Source organism: Pseudoalteromonas sp. GB56 (assembly GCF_054923835.1).
In genome coordinates this window covers 956,823-977,482 of record NZ_JBPCHK010000001.1, presented here as the reverse complement: position 1 = coordinate 977,482, position 20,660 = coordinate 956,823, and the positions used below count along the sequence as shown (strand labels likewise).

Here is a 20,660-nt window from a genome sequence, read left to right as displayed (position 1 = left end):
GTTCTAGCGCAAGTGTTCTGCTACCTAGAAGACCTATTCTTTGCTATGTTTAATACATACTTCTGATATACCAAGTCACTATGCAAGAGACGATTTCCATTAACCAACTCAAGGCAGGCATGTTTGTTGTCCAAGTGAGTAAACAAACGGGCTCTGTGAAGATCAAAAATCAAGGGTGGGTGAAAACCGCTTCCGCCATTGAAAAATTAAAAAATGTCGGCGTTCTTGAGGTTGTTATCGACCCGTCCAAAACGCTTACCAAAGACAAACCTACTGAGCCACAAGCACAAGACAAACCAGCCGAGCCTTCATCATCGACTCCCTCTGCGACTGATCCATGGTCTTCCAGTGTCAGTGTAGATGCCGAAATGAGTAAGGCCAGTGCCTTGTATAACGAAGCTAAAAGCCTACAAATGAAAGCGTTCGCAGACATCAAAGCTGGCCTTGTTATTGATGTGGCACCATTTAAAGACGTAGCCCAAGGTTTCATGGATTCGGTGTTTCGCCAGCAAGATGCGCTGACGTGCTTAACCAGAATGCGGGAGAAAGATGCTTATTTGATGGAACACTCGATCAATGTGTCCATCCTGATCACTATTTTTGCTAAGCATCTGCGTCTAGATACTCAACTTACCCATGAACTGGCCACTGGTGCCCTACTTCACGATATTGGGAAGATCAAAATTTCTGACGATATTCTTCATAAGCCCGGAAAGTTAACCGAGGAAGAGTTTTTAGAAGTCCAACAACACGCGCGCTTTAGTAAAGAAATTCTTGAACAAGCGGGTTTGTCGGGCGTTGCTGTAGATATTGCAGGCTATCACCACGAACGCATTGATGGCACAGGTTACCCTTTTGGAATTAAAGGCGAAGAACTGAGCCTATATGCTCGTATGGCGTCCATCGTTGATGTTTATGATGCGCTCACAGCAGAACGTGTTTATAAGGTCGGCATGACCCCTATTCAAGCATTTAAATTACTGAATGAAGGTGCTGGTAGTAAGTTCGATGAAACCTTACTGACTTTGTTTATTCAATGCATTGGGGTGCATCCAGTCGGCACACTGGTTAAGTTAAGTAACCAAAAAGTGGGCATTGTGTCGCGCAGTAATCCGAGCAATCCACTCAAGCCTACCGTAAAAGTGTTTTACAACGCCAAACACGGACGCTATGTGGAAGTGGAAGATGTGAACCTTGCTAAAGGCAGAAGTGATGTCACCCTAGAAGCGGCTATTAAACCTGAGTTGTTCAATTTAGACTTGCTGCGCTTCTTTAAAACTTCAGTGCTTTCATAACGCAAAAGACTGGCTACCTAAGCCAGCCTTTTCCTTCTCTCACTTACGCCGCTTGAGTTAAGGCCAATCGTGCATGGCTTGCAGCGAAAACTCGACATTATCAACTCGTAAGATGGTCTTTTCTGGAGTGATTTCAATCACCTCTAAACACCTTTCAAATAGTTTAAAGGAAATTTTACGAGTAAGCTGTTTTACAATGATAACAGGCTTAAACTAACAACATCGCTCACCAAAGTATCCAAAAACGCTATTAATAGAGAGCCCTCTCTCTTGACCTTTTAACATCTGGAATTCCTAAATATGGACATTTCAGACGGTTTTACCTGTTTGCGTTAATCATATTGAACACAAAAACGTGTTATTTCTGCTACGAGGCCAAGTATAGGGTTTGCTCTGCGCCTTCCTAATGTAACTCCTTAAAATGGGTGTCTTACTTCTTAAAGTTTGTAAAGAGCGAGTGTTAGCCTTTGAGTTGGAATCAGGCCAACTTTGATACATTTCTTAGTATGCAACACCTGATCCCTCGCCTGCTCATTTCCTCTCATTTAAGTATTCCTGCACGAATCTTTCTGCCATTGGGTGGCCATTTTCCGCAGCTCTTTTCATGTAAAAATCTCTTAAAAATTCATCATACAAAGGGGAGTTTGGGTGACCATAAATACCAACAAACAAGTAGTAAATATCTTTTTTGACTTCAGTTGTATATTCTCCTGACTTAAACTTTTCTTTCAAATAAAGAACTCCATCTCTGATCAAGTTATGGTTTTTTTGGCAATAGCTCTATCTAGGATTACATGTCCCCAGTAAACAGTTGCCATATAATCCCCCTGCTCAGAAGCCATCTTCAAAGCACTGCTAAGAAAGTTGATATTTTTATACTTATCATGTTTATAAGCATGGTATAAATTTATGGAAGAATCCATGACTCCATCCTGAAATGACTCTTCTAATAAACTTACTCCATACCTCGCATTATCAATTTCTTCGTAGGTTATAAGTATAGTACCCAATAAATGCTTTGCGTCGGGATTTCCTTTTTCTACTGGTAGTGAGAGAAGGCTAATAGCCTTGTCGATATCGACTTTCTTCCCATAAGAACCCGTATAATATATAAAAGCCAGTATATAACTTGCGGTAGAACTACCTTCATTCACATAATCATTTAAAGTCTTTATCGTATGTTCTTTATCAAGAACTTGAAAACTTTCAATATCATCCATAATCATATCAAGAGATATTATATTTTCATCCCCACTTGAATTATAAGATTTAACTTGAAAAATAATTAAAGAAAATACAATAAGAATATATTTCATTTATTTCCTCATCGGCCCCTTTGCTGATTGAATAAGGCCTCCAATAAGCCTGTAATGACAACTTAGCTAGGCACCCACCTTAATATTTCACACTTTTCCCGCATTTGACTACAATTTTATTGCTCATCTCCTAGAGGAGAAAAGCTTGGCAATACTGCGTAAAAACCAAATCACCCTATCTGACTGCCCGTACTATCACTGCATATCTCGCTGTGTGCGTCGCGCATTCCTATGTGGGCAAGACCCTTTCTCTGGACATTCTTTTGAGCATTACCGTGAGAGGGTGGAATCAAAGTAGTGCCTGCATGCATTGTTGTTTTGTCTAGACGGTATAAGTTGGCATAGGGGATAACTCACAGAAGTCCGCATTACTGCCGCCATCACCAAAGTTTTGGGCTCGCTCAGTGAGATTACCCACCGCATCAAAGGTGCAATCAAGGTCATGTAGCATTGTGCTGCTCGCGAGACTGACAGCACATAGATGCGCGCTAATGGATGTCACCCTAGAAGCGGCCATTAAGCCCGAACTGTTTAATTTAGACTTGCTGCGCTTCTTTAAAACTTCAGTGCTTTCATAACGCAAAAGACTGGCTACCTAAGCCAGTCTTTTCCTTCTCTCACTTACGCCGCTTGAGTTAAGGCCAATCTTGCATGGCTTGCAGCGAAAACTCGACATTATCAACTCGTAAGATGGTCTTCTCTGGAGTGATTTCTATTACTTTCAAGCGCCCTATGGTATCGCCTTCATACAGTTCATAACCATTGAGTTTGATCCAACGCTTATCTTCGTCTGTTGCGTATATATGCGCTTGATAGACCAATGCAGGAATCCGTCCTTGAATAGAGTCAGGTAAGAGTTCTATTGGCTCAATCATCGCCCCTGCTTGGGTGGTGGTGCTGACGGTATCCATGTTATCCATGTTTTCCGTTGCTGCCACAGCATCTGCAAATGCACGTTTTAGATCATTGGACACCCCATTGAGGGCAGAATCATCATAAATAGGTGATTCACTTTGAGCTTGATAATCGCGTTCATTCATCGGCTTACCCACAACCTTATACTGACTCATATCAACAGGCTGTTGCGCATACTGATTTGCTTGATATTGCATCGCATTGGCAGGCATTTGGTTCGCCATCATTGGATTACCATAAGCAGGCACCCACTGCATATAGGTTCCTGGACCATACGCTTGCGGCATTTGTGGCATCACATAAACAGGTACCATTTGCTGATACGGCTGCGCATATTGCGCTGGCATTTGTAAGGCGTTTGGATTTAATTGCCCTTGCACTGCTTGATTCACTTGGGCATTGGCTTGGTTAGGTCCTGCTGAGACTTGTGCAACAGCAGTATTGCTCACCTCTGTTGCACTTGACTGCACGGATTCAACTGGCTTAGTTACAGATGGTGTTTCTATTTTCGGCGTCTGGTTTTGCCACCACTTCCCAGCAAAGTAGCCCACACATAAAACTGCTAACACACCAAGAATACTGACTAATGCAATACTCAGACGACGATAAAAATACAACGCCTGCTGTTGCTCAAAGGATTCTGGCTCTGGTGCTTCAGAGGTGTTTTGAGATTGCTTCATAGCATCTAATAGCAAGGACATACATACAGCCTTAAATGAAATAAGATAAACCGATGCCAACGGCAAACAGTACAGCGACCCCACAAAGGGTTGCCAACATTCGCCCGACACCTTTACTGCCTGCCCCTGATTGACTCGCATTTGCCATAGTTTCAGGAAGCGCTTCTTGCGCAGCTTGGGTAATGAGTTTTTTACTAACCTGATTGACTTGTGCTGAATACGCGCCAAGTAGCGCCCGTTCGCACAACAAGTTAATCAATCGCGGAATGCCACCAGTTAATTGGTGAATGTGCTTAACCGCAGCATAGTCAAATAAGGTTTGGCGCCCACCTGCAATTTTAAGACGATGCTTGATATATGCATCCACTTGAGCGATTGTCAGCGGCAGTAAATGATAACGTGCCGTGATACGCTGCGCGAGTTGACGTAACTCGTTTCTTCTTAACAATGCTTGGAGTTCTGGCTGACCAACCAAAATAATTTGCAGTAATTTTTTGTGGTTTGTTTCTAAGTTCGTCAATAACCTAAGTTGCTCCAGTACTTGCGGAGCAAGGTGCTGTGCCTCGTCAATAATGAGCATAGTATGACGACCATTCTCGTGGTTGCTTAATAAGCGCGCTTTTATGCGGTCAGTCAATGTCTTTAACGTTGCATTATTATGGTCGTATTCAATTTCTAACTCGTCACAAATGCTCGCTAAGAGCTCCAGTTCTGAAAGTGTAGGGTTAAGAATAAAAGCGACTTGGGTTGAATCCGGTACTTGCTCCAACATACAACGAGTAACCGTTGTTTTCCCGGTACCCACTTCCCCTGTAAGCAACACAAAGCCACCAGATTCCCCTAAACCGTGGGTAAGGTGTGCGAGTGCTTCTTTGTGACGTTCACTGAGGTATAAGTATTCTGGGTTTGGCGCAATCGAAAATGGTTTTTCAGTCAAGCCAAAGTAATCTAAATACACAAACAGTTCCTTAGCATGTGCCAACTCTTGCCCCCTTTGCAAAGGTGCTTACATTAGCGACATCGATGATTAATTATTCGCGCCACTATAATGACAAAAAAACGGGCATGAGAAAACTCTGATACAATCGCAATCATTGCGAGTGTGTAAGCGAGGAGAAACGGATGCAAGTATATTTAGTCGGTGGCGCTGTCCGTGACCAACTATTAGGGCGAGAAATCAAAGAGCGAGATTATGTCGTCGTCGGTGCGACTATCGAGCAAATGAAAAGCTTAGGCTACACCCAAGTTGGTAAAGATTTCCCGGTATTTTTGCACCCGCAAAGTAAAGATGAGCATGCACTTGCGCGTACCGAGCGTAAACAAGGCCAAGGCTACACAGGGTTTATTTGCGACTTTAATCCCAGTATTACACTAGAACAAGACCTTGAGCGACGCGACTTAACCGTCAATGCTATAGCCCAGAATGACCAAGGGGAGTTAATCGACCCATACAACGGCCGTGCCGATCTAGAAAATCGCATTTTACGTCATGTAAGCCCCGCATTCAGTGAAGATCCTCTGCGCGTATTGCGTGTTGCTCGGTTTCGTGCCCGCTATCATTATCTCGGCTTTACTATTGCTCCAGAAACCTTGGCACTCATGACCCACATCGTCCACAGTGGTGAATTAGAAGCGCTGACTCCAGAAAGAGTGTGGATGGAATGCCATAAAGCGCTCAGTGATGGATACATAAATGTATTTTTGGAAATACTTTTTCAGTGTGACGCTCTGTCAATTCTCAGTCCTCAATTGTCAAAAAGATGGAGTGACATCAATGCGCAACTTAGTATCAAAATCGCCTTTGCTCGAGAGCATCACTTCGATGAAGCCTGTCAATTTGCTGTGATCATGATTGAACTGGATGCCGAAGGTAGGCAAACCTTTTATAAGCATTATCGTGTACCTAATCAATTTATAGAGTTATCTGAAGCTCTGGCAGCACACCACGGGCAGTTATCACAAACAAAATGGTGCGCAGAAGCGCTGTTAATGATGTTCAATCAACTGGATATTTGGCGTCGACCACAACGCCTAGAGAACGTGATCAATGCCTACGAATGTTATGTGGGTGGCCATTTTTCTACCAAAGCCTTGCTCATAGAGACTGCAGAAACGGCGCAAAAAGTGAATGCTCAGACCTATATTAACCAAGGCATTACGGGCGCAAAAATTAAAGATGCGTTGGCACAAGGGCGTATGGAGGCGATAAATACGTGCTTGCAAACACATTAACATACATATAGTTAACTATTCATGTCACCAAGCGATAACAAGACAGCTCAATGCTGAAAATTGATTATGCCATGGCTGTTGTATGAATGTGTTTTGCTGCTTTTTTGCCATATACGCCGACCTCAATATACAACTTTATTGCTACTTTTCACGGGTCTAATATTGACACTTTGTGAGCAAAGTCAGATAGTATGCGACAATCATAAAGACAGGATGTCATAGCAATAGCCTTGCTATCTCTGGCAGTACGGAGCGTCAATTTGCGTCTAATAACCTACGTCATCAACCTTGAACGAAGCCAAGATAGGCTGGCACGCATTACCAACGAACTCAATGCATTGAGCTTGGATTATGAAGTCGTCCCTGCAGTCGATGGCGCCAACTTGCTTCCTGAGCAGCTCGCACAATACGATCAGGTACGTAACCAGAAAAACTACCATAAGCCATTAAGTGCTGGGGAAATAGGCTGCGTGTTGTCACACAAAAAAGCCCTAACAACCTTCTTGGCATCTGATTATGACGTGCTGTTGTTGCTAGAGGATGATACTTGCCTCGCGTCCCATGTTCATGAGGTTATCGATTCTGTTATCACCAACCCGCAGTGGGACACGATAAAGTTTTATAGCGGCAAGAAAGCAAAGAAAGTACGCAAAAAAGTCCAAATTACTGCCACGCACTCCATTTGCTATCCCCAAAAAGTACCTAACTCTATGCTCGCGCAGTTAGTAACAAGGTGTGGTGCAGAAAAAATGCTCGCCATGTATGAAAATTTCTACATGCCAGCAGACATCAGCCTACAACCATGGTGGCAAACAAATTTAAACGTGCTTATGTGCCAACCAAACATCGCCACCCCGTTCGAATGTGACAGCGAAATTGATAGACTAAGCGCCCGTAAGTCTGTGCGCTACAGTACTTGGAAACGATTACGCCAGCGCATTACGTTTGAAATAAAGCGACTCGTCACCAAACCTAATTATCAGCCATTAGAACAGCTTGGGAAACACTAACGTTTTTTGCTTAAGTTACTTCTTATGAGTAAATAAACGAATCAGCGTCCCTTCTTGTGCGCGTAAAAATGCCACAGTTTGGCCATCAATTTGTGAAGGTGAGCTCAGAGGCTCAGCGCCTGCTTCAACCGCTTTAGCAAAACTTTGAGGGACATTTTCACATTCAAAGCTCAGTTCGAAACCGAGTGTGGGTTGCTTTGGGTGAGAGCGAATATAGCCTTGTCGAAAGTGTGGCTGTGCAATAGTGTGCGCTGCAAAAGCGATAACGCTCTGACCACAGTCCAATTCACCATATGTGCCTTGCTCATCGATATAGGCAGTTGGAATGCCAAACGCTTGGTAATAGAAGTCTAACACTTCCTCCACACTGTCAACAAAAATGGTTGTACCGACGCATTCCATCTACTTCACTATCTCACCGAAAATCAATAAATTACATTACAGCACAAGATTTGCTGTTGGTAAAATAGCCAAAAAAAAGAGCGCTGTTAAAGCGCTCCTTATTATTGATTACTTGCCTTTGCTTTCTTGGCCAATTTTTCTTAATCGGCGGCGCTGCGACAAGGTCATCTTGTTACTCTTACCCGCATACGGGTTATCGCCTTCTCGGAATTCGATTTTGATAGGCGTGCCCATGATGTCGAGTGCTTTACGGTAATAGTTCATCAAGTAACGCTTATAGCTGTCAGGCAATTCATGTACTTGGTTACCGTGAATTACGATACGTGGCGGGTTATAACCGCCTGCGTGCGCATACTTCAGCTTCACACGACGACCACGTACCAATGGTGGCTGGTGATCGGCCTGCGCCATGTCCATGATTCGACGCAGCATCGCTGTGCTTATGCGCTTAGTCGCTGAATCATACGCCTCTTCAACCGACTCGAATAAGTGCCCCACACCGGTGCCGTGTAACGCAGAAATGAAGTGAATACGGGCAAAATCAACAAAGCCTAATCGGCGGTCCAGTTCGGACTTGATGCGATCTTTCACATCCATGTCTAAACCATCCCATTTGTTGATTGCCAATACCAAAGAACGACCGGCGTTTAAAGCAAAGCCAAGCAAGCTTAAGTCTTGATCAGAAATACCGGTGCGCGCATCAATAACGAGCAACACCACGTTTGCATCTTCAATCGCTTTAAGTGTTTTAATGACCGAGAACTTTTCAACCACATCACTGACTTTCTTACGCTTACGTACGCCAGCAGTGTCGATAAGAATGTACTCACGATCATTTCGCGTCATGGGAATATAAATTGAATCGCGCGTCGTTCCTGGCATGTCATAAACAATCACTCGCTCTTCACCGAGAATTCGGTTAGTAAGCGTTGACTTACCTACGTTAGGACGACCAATAATTGCCAATTTAATTGCTTTATCTGCAAGGTCTTCATGCTCGTCGCCGTCATCACTTTCATCGTGTTCGTGCGTTTCACCGTCATACGCTGAGAATGGATCATCTTCCATTAATTGCTGGCGCTCTTTGGCGATTTCTTCAATCACAGGTTGTAATGCGCTGCTAAGCAAACCTGTAATACCACGACCGTGCGCGGCGGCAATTTGATAGACCTCACCAATGGCTAATTGATAAAACTCAGCACAATTAGAATCAGCATCAATGCCGTCTGTTTTGTTGGCAACTAAAAATACTTTCTTTTCTTGTTTGCGCAGGTGTTGTGCGATTGCTTGGTCAGCAACCGTCATACCAGCACGTGCATCAACAAGGAAAAGCACCACATCTGCTTCTTCAATCGCCAGAAGCGACTGCTCGGCCATTTCGGTTTCGATACCTTCTTCAGAACCATCGATACCGCCAGTATCAACAACGATAAAGTCAAAGCCATCGTAACTCGCTTGGCCGTACTTACGATCACGTGTTAGGCCAGGAAAGTCTGCGACAAGCGCATCCCTTGTACGAGTTAAGCGGTTGAACAATGTCGATTTGCCGACATTAGGTCGCCCAACTAAGGCGATCACAGGAAGCATAATGTACCTCTTCAAATAACAAAAAAGCTCCGCCGCAGCCAAATGGCCTAAGGCGAAGCCTATCTTAGGGCGATGCCCAATTAACTAGATTACTGCGCTTTAATTGCGCTAACTTCACCATCACGGGTGATAACAATCAAGCGGTCGTCCGCCACGATTGGCTCAACAAAGAAACCCGAGCCATCAAACTCATGACGTGATACAAGCTCACCGTTATTGATGTCTAACCAATGCAAGTTACCTTCTTGGTCGCCCACTGCAAGGTAATTGCCTAACACCGCAGGACCTGTAATGTACCAACCACGTAAAGCGGCTTGTGACCAACGTTCAATACCTGAGTTCTTATCTAAAGCATAGATAACACCATCGCTATCTACCACATAGATTGTACTACCCACGATGCTAAACTCGCGGTAGCTACTGTATTCACGTTTCCACACAACGTTACCAGTACGAATATCTACTGCTGCCAAGTTACCGTTGTAGGCAAGTGTATACACATTTGCACCACTTACTTTTGGCTCTGTATCAACATCCACTAAACGCTCAAACTCAGAAGCACCTTTAGGCTGAGCAATATCTGCTTGCCACGCAGCAAAGCCGCTGTCGGAAATAAGCACTGATAACTTGCCTGTTTCTTCGCCCACTAACACACCACCGTTGGCAACAGTGGGTGCACTTGAACCACGTAAAGTCAGTGGTGGAACTTCTTGCTCATAGCGCCAGCGCTCTTCACCCGTATCTGGGTGCAGTGCGAGTAGTAGTCCTGATGCCAAATTGATATACACAAGACCATCGCCTGCCGCAGGCTTAGAAAGTGCTTCACCTGGGACACTCTTACGCCAAACCACTTCACCCGTTTCACGGTCAAGTGCTACCAATTGACCATGCTCAGAGCCAACAAACAATTTGCCATAGGCTTGCAAAATACCACCTGAAAGCTTGGCACTTTCATCACTGCCCCAAAACAAAAAACCATTGTCTTCACGCACATCGGTGTGCCACAGAGTGTCACCGTTTTCGAGTGAAAGTGCCTCTACTTCACCATCACGTGAAGCGACATACACACTCTCTTTATAGTACGCAGGCTGTAAGCGTGAGAAATAATGGGCAACACCATCACCAACACTTTCTTGCCAAATAACTTGTGTCTCAAATTGGTTATTGATTTCAGGCAATACTAATTCTTCTTCATCACTTGAAGAACAACCTACAAGCGATGCCATGCATAATGCGATACCCGCAAGCGTAACCTTTTTCATTGCACGTGCTCCCTACGCCGCTGGCGTTTGTGCAGCTAAATCATCCAATTTGACTTGTAACAATGGGTTGCTTTCTAAGCCCCCTTTGTCAGCAGCACTTTGGTATGCTGTACGTGCTTGATCTTTGTCGCCTTTCGCTAGGTAGATATCACCTTTAAGCTCAGCTACAGCCGCTTCATAACTTGCTGGCAACTGAGCATTTAACGTAGCCATCGCCGCGTCAAAGTTTTGCTGAGCAAGTTGTACGCGAGCAAGACGCGTAGTCGCAATCGCTTTTAACTCATTGGTGCTCGCATTCGTTTGCGCCCACGCCAGCTTAGTTGCAGCCACATCTAGCTTGTCGGCATCGACAGCCTCTTTAGCAGCTACGAATGCAGCTAATACCGCGTAACTTGAACCTTCGTGTGAAGCAATAAACGCTTCGCTTTGTGCTAGCACGTCAGCGTTTTCATCTGCAGAACTTTCAACCACTTTGTTGAACGCATCTGATGCTTGTTCTGCCGTTGTAATTTGGTGCTGGTTGTATGCCTTCCAGCCGTACAAACCACCTAAACCAATCAAAATACCAAGTGCTATCGATACACCGTGTTCTTTAAAAAAGCCTTTGATCGCTTCTTCTTGTTGTTCTTCTGTTGAATAAATTTCCATCATACCCTCTTAGACTTTGTCTAGATCAGTTCAGCCAACAGCTGGGTAATTTCATCCAAGGATACAGTGACCTGTGGTTTTTCTTCGCGTAGGTATTTAACCGTCACTACACCTTGATTGAGTTCATCTTCGCCTAAAATTAGTGCCACTTCAGCACCACTTTTATCAGCACGTTTTAATTGTTTCTTAAAGTTACCACCGCCTGCATGCACGAGTACACGCAAACCCGGCACTTTTGCACGTAAGTCTGACGCTATTACAGGCGCCTGAATGCTTGCTTTGTCGCCCATAGCAGCAACAAACACATCCGCATTACGACGGATTTCGCCAACGCTATCAAGCGCTTGAAGTAATAGAACAAGACGCTCCATACCCATGGCGAAACCAACAGCAGGGGTCGCTTTGCCACCTAGTTGCTCAACAAGACCATCGTAACGGCCACCGGCACACACGGTGCCTTGTGCGCCCAAACTTTCGGTAACCCATTCAAAAACTGTACGATTGTAGTAATCAAGACCACGCACTAGTTTTTCATTAACCTGGTATTCGATGCCCGCAGCGTCCAAACGTTCACATAAATTTGCGAAATGTGCGCGCGATTCTTCATCTAAGTGCTCAGACAGCTTAGGTGCGTCGACCAATACTGCTTGTACATCTGGATTTTTGCTGTCCAACACGCGCAATGGATTACTGTGCATGCGACGCTTCGAATCTTCATCTAATTTATCTTGGTGCATCTCAAGGTAGGCAACAAGCGCATCGCGATACGCCACTCGTGCTTCGTTTGAACCTAATGAGTTCAACTCCAAACGCACATAGTCACTGATACCAAACTGCTTCCACAATTGCGCTGTCAACATGATCACTTCAGCATCAATATCCGCGGTAGCAATACCAAAGGCTTCTAGACCAAACTGGTGGAATTGACGGTAACGACCTTTTTGAGGGCGCTCATGACGGAACATCGGCCCCATGTACCACAAGCGTTGTTCTTGGTTGTACAACAAACCATTTTCATTGCCTGCACGTACACACACAGCCGTACCTTCAGGGCGCAACGTTAAGCTATCGCCGTTACGATCTTCAAACGTATACATTTCTTTTTCAACGATATCAGTTACTTCACCGATAGAGCGTTTGAATAAGTCAGTTGATTCAACAATTGGGAAACGAATTTCTTGATAACCAAACGAAGCAACACACTGACGCAGAGTTTCCTCTACTTTTTGCCATACTTGCGTGTCACCAGGAAGGGTGTCGTTCATTCCGCGAACTGCTTGAATTTGTTTTGCCACTGATAATCCCAAAAATTCTGTTAAAGGCTGTGCTCAGCCAGAAAAAGCGCTGATAAATTAAGCGCGCCATTATAGCCTTTTGCGGCGCGCTCACCAAGTAGTAGCGTAATGCTTAATCAACTAATTTGATATCGATCTGTTCTTGCTCTTCTTTCTTAGCAAGATAATCACGAACATGTTGCTCAAGTTCATCCACGATGTTGTCATTATCGATACGCGTTTTTTGGCGCTCACCGTTAATGTACAAGCCAGAACGACGGTTAGCACCAGCAAGGCCAACATCACTGACCAACGCTTCACCTGGCCCGTTCACAACACAACCTATCACTGACACAGTCATGGGTTTGACGACGTCTTCAAGGCGTTCTTCTAATTGGTTCATAGTACTGACCACATCAAACTCTTGGCGCGAGCAACTTGGGCAGGCAATGAAGTTGATTCCGCGAGAGCGGATACGTAGGGATTTTAGAATATCAAAACCGACTTTGATTTCCTGTACAGGATCGGCAGCCAAAGAAACACGCAAAGTGTCACCTATACCTTCAGCTAGCAGCATACCAAGACCAACTGCGGACTTGACTGAACCAGAACGAAAACCACCGGCTTCAGTAATACCCAGGTGCAATGGTTGATCGATTTCTTTTGCCAGTAGACGGTATGCACCCACAGCTAAGAATACATCCGACGCTTTAACCGATACTTTAAACTGGTCAAAGTTAAGACGCTGTAGGATTTCTACATGGCGCATTGCCGACTCAAGTAATGCTTCAGGAGTAGGCTCACCGTATTTCTCTTGCAGGTCACGCTCCAAAGAGCCACCATTAACACCGATGCGAATTGGAATATTACGCTCGCCAGCAGCATCAACCACTGCGCGAATTCGCTCTTCATTGCCGATATTACCTGGGTTGATACGTAAACAATCTGCTCCGTATTCTGCCACTTTAAGGGCGATACGGTAGTCAAAATGGATATCGGTTACCAGCGGAATGTCGACTTGCTCTTTTATACTCTTGAATGCTTCGGCCGCAGCCATTGTCGGCACAGATACACGTACAATATCGGCCCCTGCTTGAGCAATATCTTGAATTTGTTTAACCGTCGCATCAATATCCATGGTGTCCGTATTAGTCATGGATTGAACTGCGATGGGTGCACCATCACCAATGGGCACATCGCCTACATAGATACGCGTGGACTTACGACGTTTAATCGGTGACTCTGAAAACATACTACTTACTCTGTTAACGGTAATGAAAATTTGGCTAAACGGTTTTTTGGAAACTGAGAAATATCGACCGCGTTACCATTGAGTGTAATTTCTACAACATCATGTTTGCCTAAGGTCACAGCAAAAGGCGCAACGCCTATTAATTCGATAGCTTGACCCGCTCGCTTAATATCGTAGGCTAAACGCTTGCCTTTGGCGTCTTGAACCTCCACCCAACATTCACCACTAAAGCGCATAATGACCTTTTGCTCTCCCGGTGCTAAAGGCTCACTCAGAACCTCGCTCGGCTCTGACCGCGCCACCTGTTGAATCGTTGGCTGTGTTGCTTGGGCATCTACACCCGAATGCATTGTATCATCTAACTGCGCTGATGAATCTGCTGCTTCTGGCTGTTGTTGCAATGATTCACTCAGTGATTCGCTGTTTTGAGCTTGGTTCAGATCCTGTTGAGCTTCGTCACGACTCTGGGGTTGTTCTTCGAGTTTACTCGCTCTCGACATTTCAGCCACACTTGCTGCGTTTGAAGTCGAAGATTGCTCTACAGACGAATCAGAATTCTGCCATAACCAATACAATGATGAGCCAATAATGATAGCTATGATGATGTAGCTGAATAACATAAGTCGGTTATCGTGAGCTTCTTTCTCTGTGCGTTTTGAGAAGCTCTGCATCGATGCCTGAGTGTTAGTTTCTTGCTTTGGCTCATACGCCTGCAACAGTTCACTTGGGTCTATACCCACCACTTTGCAGTACGCTTTGATGTAACCCCGCACGAAAATGGGCGCACCGAGTTTGTCAAACTCGCCGTTTTCTAAATCGCCCAGCTTCCTCATTGTGAGGTTTAATTTCTTAGCAAGCTGCTCTTGCGTTAACTCACACCGCTCGCGCGCTTGAGTTAACGCTTTACCTATTTCTGTTGGCGATACACCTTCATTGTTTTGCTCAGGTGTTGTTTCTTCGCTTTCGTTCATAGTTGAAGATTCTTAGGCTCTACCAGGTAAATTTTATCACCAGGGACCAACTTAGCTCCTTCTTCAAGCTGATTCCACTCTATCAGTCTCTGCATCAAGATATTATATTCCTTTGATATCTCAGACAGAGTCTCGCCGTCTTTAACCGTATGATAATTGTACGGACGGGCTAAGTAAATTTTTTGCCCACTGCGCACGCGATCAACGCTTTTTAGATTATTCCATTCTTTAAGTGTACTAAGACGAATATTGTATCGCGCTGAAACGCTGAACAAGGTTTCACCTTTACCCATCACATGATAAGGGGTTTCACCACTATCCGTTGAAAGCGCAGCCACTTTATTCGCTGATTGCTCTGTGTCCTCTTGCACATCTGATGTCACTTCTTCTGCTGATTCAGATAGTGCAGGAGCCGATTCCTCATTTTCAGCAAGTGTACTAGGCTGCTCTTGTATGGCTGATTGTGGGATTTCTGTTTGCGCAGCAAACTCGCGAGCAAGCTCAGACTGTAACGCATCTTTTTGTTGTTCCACAACCTCTGACGTTTCTGCAGCTGGATTTGATTGTTGCTCTGAGATTTCAATCCAACGCTCGTTCGAACCCTCATTCTGAATATCAGCAGCACTCTGCTCTTGTTCACTCGGAACTACATCTGATTCGCTTCCTTGCTGAGCTTCTTGCACTTGCTCAACAACGTCATCAACAGCTGTTTGCGTTGACGATTCGAGTACTTTTTCTTCGCCACTCTGCACAGCTTGCTTGACGTTATTCTGGGCTGTTTCTGTCGTCTTATCGTTAGCCTCTACTGACACGCTGCTTGTTTCAAGCTCTGGCTGTGCAATCAAGTTGTCAGTCTCACCTTCAGCGGCACCCTGCTCTGGCTGCGCTAATGATACTTCTTCGCCTGTTTCAACCAGAGTGTCTTGTGATTGAACGAGTTGTGTGACAGCTTCGTCAGCACTGTTCGATTTTTCAGCCGCTGATTCGTCTAATTCAGTGAGGTTACTTTGTGCCTGTGTGACGTCTTCTACAACATCATCAGCTGGGGTTGCCGCTTGCGCTGCTACCGATTCAGTGGGTTCTGTTAGCTCACTTTGTGTTGATGCCACTTGTTGCGCTTTGTCGTCTTCAGTAACTGATGTTTGATTAGCGAGGGCTTCAGTTTGTTGGGCATTGTTACTTTGTGTGTCAGTGTTGTCGACGGTCGTAACGTCGGCGCTCATTGTTTGTGACTCATTCACTGTCACGTCATCACGCGCGTCAAAAGTACTATTTTGAGTGACTACATTTTCCACAATGGGCTCTGGCGTCGGCGTAGCAACAGAGATAACAGCCGCAGATTCAACCTGTGCGTCGCTATTGGTTTGCGTTACTGTCTGTTCTTGAACCGCTTGCGGCGCTTTCTTCTTCACCACTTTAATTTTTGGCTTGGCAACAATCGTTTGTCCATTCATGCTGCTTTGAAGCTCATTAATCTGATGTCGACGATATTGCTCACGGAGCTGCTCAAATTCGCTCGCACTGTATTTTTGCTCACGCACAATCCGCGCTTCAATTGAGGTCGGGTATGTGACTGCAATGGTTTTTGCGATATTTTGAGCAACTTCAATGTGCCCCATGCGCTCTTCAATCAAGTAATTCAACAACAATGAGCGAGATGAAACTCGGCCAGTGCGCTCATAACGTTTGAGTACTTGTTGCGCATGATGGAAATCACTTTTTGCGTATTTAACCGCCGCGAGATTAATTAAACTCGTCGGACGTAAAGAACTGTGTTGCAATGAATCTTCTAAGAAGGCCTCAGCAGCATCAAATTTGTCAAATTCGAGTGCACACAGCGCCAAATTCTCATAGCTTTCAGCAACGCGTAAATAACTAGGCACTTCAATTGCAGCCATGAATTTATCCACTGCTGCCTCGTACTCACCAATATCACACAAAAATACCCCGTAGTTATTCAGGGTATTTGGATCATTAGGTTCAATACTTAATGCTTTGTCATAAGCGTCTTTGGCTCGCTGCGTCTCGCCTACCTTTTGATAATAGTAAGCCATTGAATAGTGAACTTCTGGCAGTTCGGGAGCAAATTTGGCAGCACGCTCTAAATTGTATTTAGCTTGGGTGCTGTCACCTTGAGCAAGATAGTTTAGCGCGAGGGATATTCTGGTTCGGGCGGCTTCTACATTATTGATTTTCTTTTCGACAACAGGCTTGTCACTGCCCACATAAGTGCTTTCGGTTACACACCCACCTAGGGCGAGTAAACTGATACTGGTCGCTAACAGCTTGCGCATGGCTGAGCCTCGTTTATTCCGTTATTGCACCTATATTACCGAAAAGCCCTTTTGTTTCATCAATTTTTTGAAAAAAGGGCTTTTTTTTTGTTACTGCGACACGTTGACTGCAATAGCGTTCTTCTCTCGCTCTTGACGCTTTGCCAGTCGCTTTGTTCTATCGACGACATCACCGACTAGTTGGCCACATGCGGCATCAATATCATCACCACGTGTTCTGCGTACAATGGTAGTGATGCCTGCTGCCTGAAGCACTTTAGAAAAACGGTCAATGCGCGAATTACTCGAGCGACCATATTCGTTGCCAGGGAACGGGTTAAATGGAATTAAGTTCACCTTTGACGGCGTACCTTTAAGCGTTTTCACCAGCTCGTGAGCATGATCTGTGCTGTCATTTACTTCTTGCAACATCACATACTCTACGGTGACTTCTTTGTTTGCTTTCGAACCATCGATGTAACGACGGCACGCCGCTAAGAATTCTTCGATCGGGTACTTTTTATTGATTGGCACTAACTCATCACGAAGTGGGTTGTTTGGCGCGTGTAATGAAATGGCTAGGGCCACGTCGATTTGCTCTTTGAGCAAATCAAGCGCAGGTACAACACCTGAAGTACTGAGCGTTACACGACGCTTGGAAAGACCAAACGCCCAGTCATCCATCATCAATTCCATCGCAGGCACAACGTTTTTCAGGTTAAGCAAAGGTTCGCCCATACCCATCATTACTACGTTCGTAATAGGACGGCGAGTGCTGTCACCATGAAGGCCAATATCTTTCGCTACACGCCAAACCTGACCGATGATTTCAGATACTTTTAAGTTGCGATTGAAGCCCTGTTGCGCGGTTGAGCAGAATGTACATTCCAATGCACAGCCTACCTGTGAAGATACACATAAAGTTGCGCGATCCTTTTTCAGGGATCCAGACGGTTTCTACTTCTTGGCCACCATCTAGCAATAAAGCGTATTTAATCGTGCCATCTTCTGAAGGTTGTTTTACAGAAATCTCAGGCGCACGAATTTCACATTCAGCAGATAAACGTGCTTTTAGCTTCTTGTTTAGATTGCTCATGTCTTCGAAATTATCAATACCGAAATGGTAAATCCATTTCATGACCTGATCAGCACGAAAAGGCTTCTCACCAATAGATGCGAAATAGTCGCGCATTCCTTGGCGATTAAAATCGAGTAAATTGATTTTTTTCTCAGATGTGGCCATGAACATACCTCTGTCAGGTGGCAGATAAAACGAAGGCGGCAATTGTACACAATTTAACCATTATAGCAATTTCTTGAACGACCAATTATCAAGGTAGTGTGCTCAAGAAACCTAATCTTGGGGTAAACACTCATAATCGCGTTGTGATAGCGTCAATGTGCTTATTCCAAGTTTAGGTGGAAGACAAGAAAAGGGCCCGAAAGCCCTTCTCTGTATCTGCTTTGAACTCGAGATTAACGAGTACGTGGGCAGATTTCTTCTTCAGCGAAGAAGTAAGCGATTTCGCGAGCAGCAGACTCAGGAGCGTCTGAACCGTGTACCGCGTTTTCGTCGATGCTGTCTGCGTAATCAGCACGTAGAGTGCCTGCAGCCGCTTCAGCTGGGTTAGTAGCACCCATGATTTCACGGTTTTTACGAACTGCGTCTTCACCTTCAAGAACCTGAACCATTACTGGGCCAGAAGTCATGAAAGAAACAAGTGCACCGAAGAAAGGACGCTCTTTGTGTTCAGCGTAGAAGCCTTCAGCTTGCTCTTGTGAAAGGTGAACCATTTTAGATGCTACGATCTTAAGACCAGCAGATTCGAAACGGTTGTAGATTGCACCGATGTGGTTTTTAGCTACCGCATCAGGCTTAACGATAGAGAAAGTACGCTCTAAAGCCATTTTTTGCTCCAAATAACGTTAAATTTTAAGTGATATACTTTACAGGGCGCGAATTATACGCGCTTTAGCATGAAAATCCTACTACATTGTTACAGCACATAACCCTAGCACCCGATTGTGACACTTTCCCTACACTCTAAAGCCCTGAAGTCACGCTTACTTTAAACGCCGTGTTAAACATTTTCACTCGATATGATCCAAATCAAAAAAGCGGCCTTAGCAACAAGCTAGAATCCTCCGCTATTTTTTACCTGCACTGACTCGGACTCAGTCAAGGAAATTACTATGTCACTCTTTACTCCAGAATTACTCAGCCCTGCGGGCAGTTTAAAAAACATGCGTTACGCCTTTGCCTACGGCGCTGACGCAGTCTACGCGGGACAACCGCGCTACAGTCTGCGCGTGCGTAACAATGAATTTAATCTTGCTAACCTTGAGTTAGGTATCAACGAAGCACACTCTCTCAATAAAAAGCTTTATGTTGTATCCAACATTGCTCCTCATAACAGCAAGGTAAAGACCTACCTGCGCGACATTGAACCTGTCATTGCGATGAAGCCCGACGCGTTGATCATGTCTGATCCGGGCCTAATCATGCTGGTTCGTGAAAAATGGCCTGATATGCCCATTCACCTGAGCGTACAAGCCAATGCCGTGAACTACGCAAGTGTATTATTTTGGGCCAAACAAGGCATTGAAAGAGTCATTCTTTCGCGCGAGCTTTCCCTTGAGGAAATTGCCGAAATTCGTGAGCTTTGCCCGAATACAGAGCTGGAAGTATTTGTTCATGGAGCCTTGTGCATGGCTTATTCTGGCCGTTGTCTACTGAGTGGGTACATTAATAAGCGTGACCCAAACCAAGGTACCTGCACTAACGCCTGTCGATGGAGTTATGATGTGAAACCTGGTGAGGAAACTGAAACGGGTGATGTGGTGCATAAAATAGACCCCACTCTGGGACTGGGTGAACCTACCAAAGAAGTCTTTATGCTCGAAGAGCAAGGTCGTCCGGGTGAATACATGCCCGCATTTGAAGATGAGCACGGCACCTACATCATGAACTCAAAAGACTTACGGGCAGTGCAATATGTGGATGCGCTGACTCGCATGGGTGTCCACAGCTTGAAAATTGAGGGACGTACCAAATCATTCTATTACGTCGCACGCACGGCACAAGTGTATCGCCGCGCAATCGATGACGCCGTGGCAGGGAAACCTTTTGATCCCAATCTCATGAAGAGCTTGGAGCATTTAGCCCATCGTGGATACACAGAAGGGTTTTTAAAGCGTCACGCCCATCAAGATTATCAAAACTATGAGTACGGGCACTCTGTGTCTGACTCACAACAGTTTGTGGGTGAAGTACTTGGTCGCACCAATAATGGATTGGTTGAAATCGACGTTAAAAACAAGTTTTGTACTGGTCATTCCTTGGAGTTAATGACGCCACAGGGCAACATCAACTTTAATCTAGAGCACATGGAAAATAAAAAAGGTGAATCAATTGATGACGCAAAAGGCTCAGGCCACATCGTACGCATTCCATTGCCTGAAGATATCAATCTAGATAAAGCGATACTGCTTCGTAATCTAGAACAAGGGCAAGATACCCGCAATCCATTTCAAAAATAGTAT

18 protein-coding genes and 2 pseudogenes are annotated in these 20,660 nt (G+C 44.9%); 5 read left to right on the top strand and 15 right to left on the bottom strand.

All coding sequences use genetic code 11. The features are described 5' to 3' along the window. The first annotated feature begins 80 nt into the window (after positions 1-80). Positions 81-1,295: an HD-GYP domain-containing protein gene (locus tag ACH19P_RS04650; protein ID WP_462157342.1), complete on the top strand. Its 1,215-nt coding sequence runs from the start codon at positions 81-83 to the stop codon at positions 1,293-1,295. A gap of 531 nt (positions 1,296-1,826) precedes the next feature. Here ACH19P_RS04650 and ACH19P_RS04645 read toward each other — a convergent pair. Both ACH19P_RS04645 and ACH19P_RS04640 read right to left on the bottom strand, forming a co-directional pair. Further along, positions 1,827-2,027, bottom strand: coding sequence for a hypothetical protein (locus tag ACH19P_RS04645; RefSeq protein WP_462157340.1), 201 nt, complete (start codon positions 2,025-2,027; stop codon positions 1,827-1,829). Positions 2,028-2,047: 20 nt separating this feature from the next. Beyond that, positions 2,048-2,611, bottom strand: coding sequence for an SEL1-like repeat protein (locus tag ACH19P_RS04640; RefSeq protein ID WP_462157338.1), 564 nt, complete (start codon positions 2,609-2,611; stop codon positions 2,048-2,050). Positions 2,612-2,756: 145 nt separating this feature from the next. On the opposite strand from ACH19P_RS04640, the pseudogene ACH19P_RS04635 reads away from it, so the two are divergent. Next, positions 2,757-2,906 (top strand): annotated as a pseudogene (locus tag ACH19P_RS04635) (transposase); the annotation flags it as partial. A 27-nt stretch (positions 2,907-2,933) separates the two neighbouring features. Here ACH19P_RS04635 and ACH19P_RS04630 read toward each other — a convergent pair. From ACH19P_RS04630 to ACH19P_RS04620, 3 genes are all read right to left on the bottom strand, one after another. Continuing rightward, entirely contained in the window at positions 2,934-3,062 is a 129-nt protein-coding gene (locus ACH19P_RS04630; protein WP_462157336.1) for a hypothetical protein, read from the bottom strand. 184 nt (positions 3,063-3,246) lie between these two features. Then, positions 3,247-4,227 (bottom strand): general secretion pathway protein GspB, encoded by a 981-nt coding sequence (locus ACH19P_RS04625; RefSeq protein ID WP_462157334.1) that lies wholly within the window; start codon positions 4,225-4,227, stop codon positions 3,247-3,249. 10 nt (positions 4,228-4,237) lie between these two features. Further along, positions 4,238-5,164 carry an ExeA family protein gene (locus ACH19P_RS04620; RefSeq protein ID WP_462159309.1) on the bottom strand — a complete coding sequence of 309 codons (927 nt, stop codon included), beginning with the start codon at positions 5,162-5,164 and terminating at the stop codon, positions 4,238-4,240. Between the two features lie 164 nt (positions 5,165-5,328). On the opposite strand from ACH19P_RS04620, the gene ACH19P_RS04615 reads away from it, so the two are divergent. Next, the gene (locus ACH19P_RS04615; RefSeq protein WP_462157333.1) at positions 5,329-6,438 is read left to right on the top strand and encodes a tRNA nucleotidyltransferase; all 1,110 of its coding nucleotides are present in this window, start codon (positions 5,329-5,331) and stop codon (positions 6,436-6,438) included. A gap of 260 nt (positions 6,439-6,698) precedes the next feature. Further along, positions 6,699-7,448 carry a glycosyltransferase family 25 protein gene (locus ACH19P_RS04610; RefSeq protein ID WP_462157331.1) on the top strand — a complete coding sequence of 250 codons (750 nt, stop codon included), beginning with the start codon at positions 6,699-6,701 and terminating at the stop codon, positions 7,446-7,448. Positions 7,449-7,463: 15 nt separating this feature from the next. Here the strand turns inward: ACH19P_RS04610 and ACH19P_RS04605 are convergent, their stop codons facing one another. The 10 genes and pseudogenes from ACH19P_RS04605 to ndk all read right to left on the bottom strand — a co-directional run bounded on the left by ACH19P_RS04605 (position 7,464) and on the right by ndk (position 19,025). Then, a complete protein-coding gene (locus ACH19P_RS04605) occupies positions 7,464-7,850 on the bottom strand; it encodes a VOC family protein (protein WP_462157329.1) in 387 nt (128 codons plus the stop codon). 108 nt (positions 7,851-7,958) lie between these two features. After that, a complete protein-coding gene (gene der / locus ACH19P_RS04600) occupies positions 7,959-9,437 on the bottom strand; it encodes a ribosome biogenesis GTPase Der (RefSeq protein WP_462157327.1) in 1,479 nt (492 codons plus the stop codon). An 89-nt stretch (positions 9,438-9,526) separates the two neighbouring features. Next, the gene (gene bamB / locus ACH19P_RS04595) at positions 9,527-10,699 is read right to left on the bottom strand and encodes an outer membrane protein assembly factor BamB (protein ID WP_462157326.1); all 1,173 of its coding nucleotides are present in this window, start codon (positions 10,697-10,699) and stop codon (positions 9,527-9,529) included. Between the two features lie 12 nt (positions 10,700-10,711). After that, positions 10,712-11,347 carry a YfgM family protein gene (locus ACH19P_RS04590; protein ID WP_462157324.1) on the bottom strand — a complete coding sequence of 212 codons (636 nt, stop codon included), beginning with the start codon at positions 11,345-11,347 and terminating at the stop codon, positions 10,712-10,714. A gap of 20 nt (positions 11,348-11,367) precedes the next feature. After that, positions 11,368-12,642 carry a histidine--tRNA ligase gene (hisS, locus tag ACH19P_RS04585; RefSeq protein ID WP_462157322.1) on the bottom strand — a complete coding sequence of 425 codons (1,275 nt, stop codon included), beginning with the start codon at positions 12,640-12,642 and terminating at the stop codon, positions 11,368-11,370. A gap of 112 nt (positions 12,643-12,754) precedes the next feature. Beyond that, complete coding sequence (gene ispG, locus ACH19P_RS04580; RefSeq protein ID WP_462157321.1) at positions 12,755-13,873, bottom strand: flavodoxin-dependent (E)-4-hydroxy-3-methylbut-2-enyl-diphosphate synthase; 1,119 nt, start codon at positions 13,871-13,873, stop codon at positions 12,755-12,757. Between the two features lie 5 nt (positions 13,874-13,878). Then, a complete protein-coding gene (locus tag ACH19P_RS04575) occupies positions 13,879-14,844 on the bottom strand; it encodes a RodZ domain-containing protein (RefSeq protein WP_462157320.1) in 966 nt (321 codons plus the stop codon). Beyond that, complete coding sequence (pilW, locus tag ACH19P_RS04570; RefSeq protein WP_462157319.1) at positions 14,841-17,138, bottom strand: type IV pilus biogenesis/stability protein PilW; 2,298 nt, start codon at positions 17,136-17,138, stop codon at positions 14,841-14,843. Before pilW ends, ACH19P_RS04575 begins: the two co-directional genes overlap by 4 nt. A gap of 90 nt (positions 17,139-17,228) precedes the next feature. After that, positions 17,229-18,360: pseudogene (gene rlmN / locus ACH19P_RS04565) on the bottom strand (dual-specificity RNA methyltransferase RlmN). A 233-nt stretch (positions 18,361-18,593) separates the two neighbouring features. Next, positions 18,594-19,025 carry a nucleoside-diphosphate kinase gene (gene ndk / locus ACH19P_RS04560; protein WP_105200219.1) on the bottom strand — a complete coding sequence of 144 codons (432 nt, stop codon included), beginning with the start codon at positions 19,023-19,025 and terminating at the stop codon, positions 18,594-18,596. A gap of 285 nt (positions 19,026-19,310) precedes the next feature. Here ndk and trhP point away from each other — a divergent pair, with 285 nt between their 5' ends. After that, positions 19,311-20,657, top strand: a complete 1,347-nt coding sequence (gene trhP, locus ACH19P_RS04555; RefSeq protein WP_462157317.1) for a prephenate-dependent tRNA uridine(34) hydroxylase TrhP — start codon at positions 19,311-19,313, stop codon at positions 20,655-20,657. Positions 20,658-20,660: the final 3 nt, after the last annotated feature.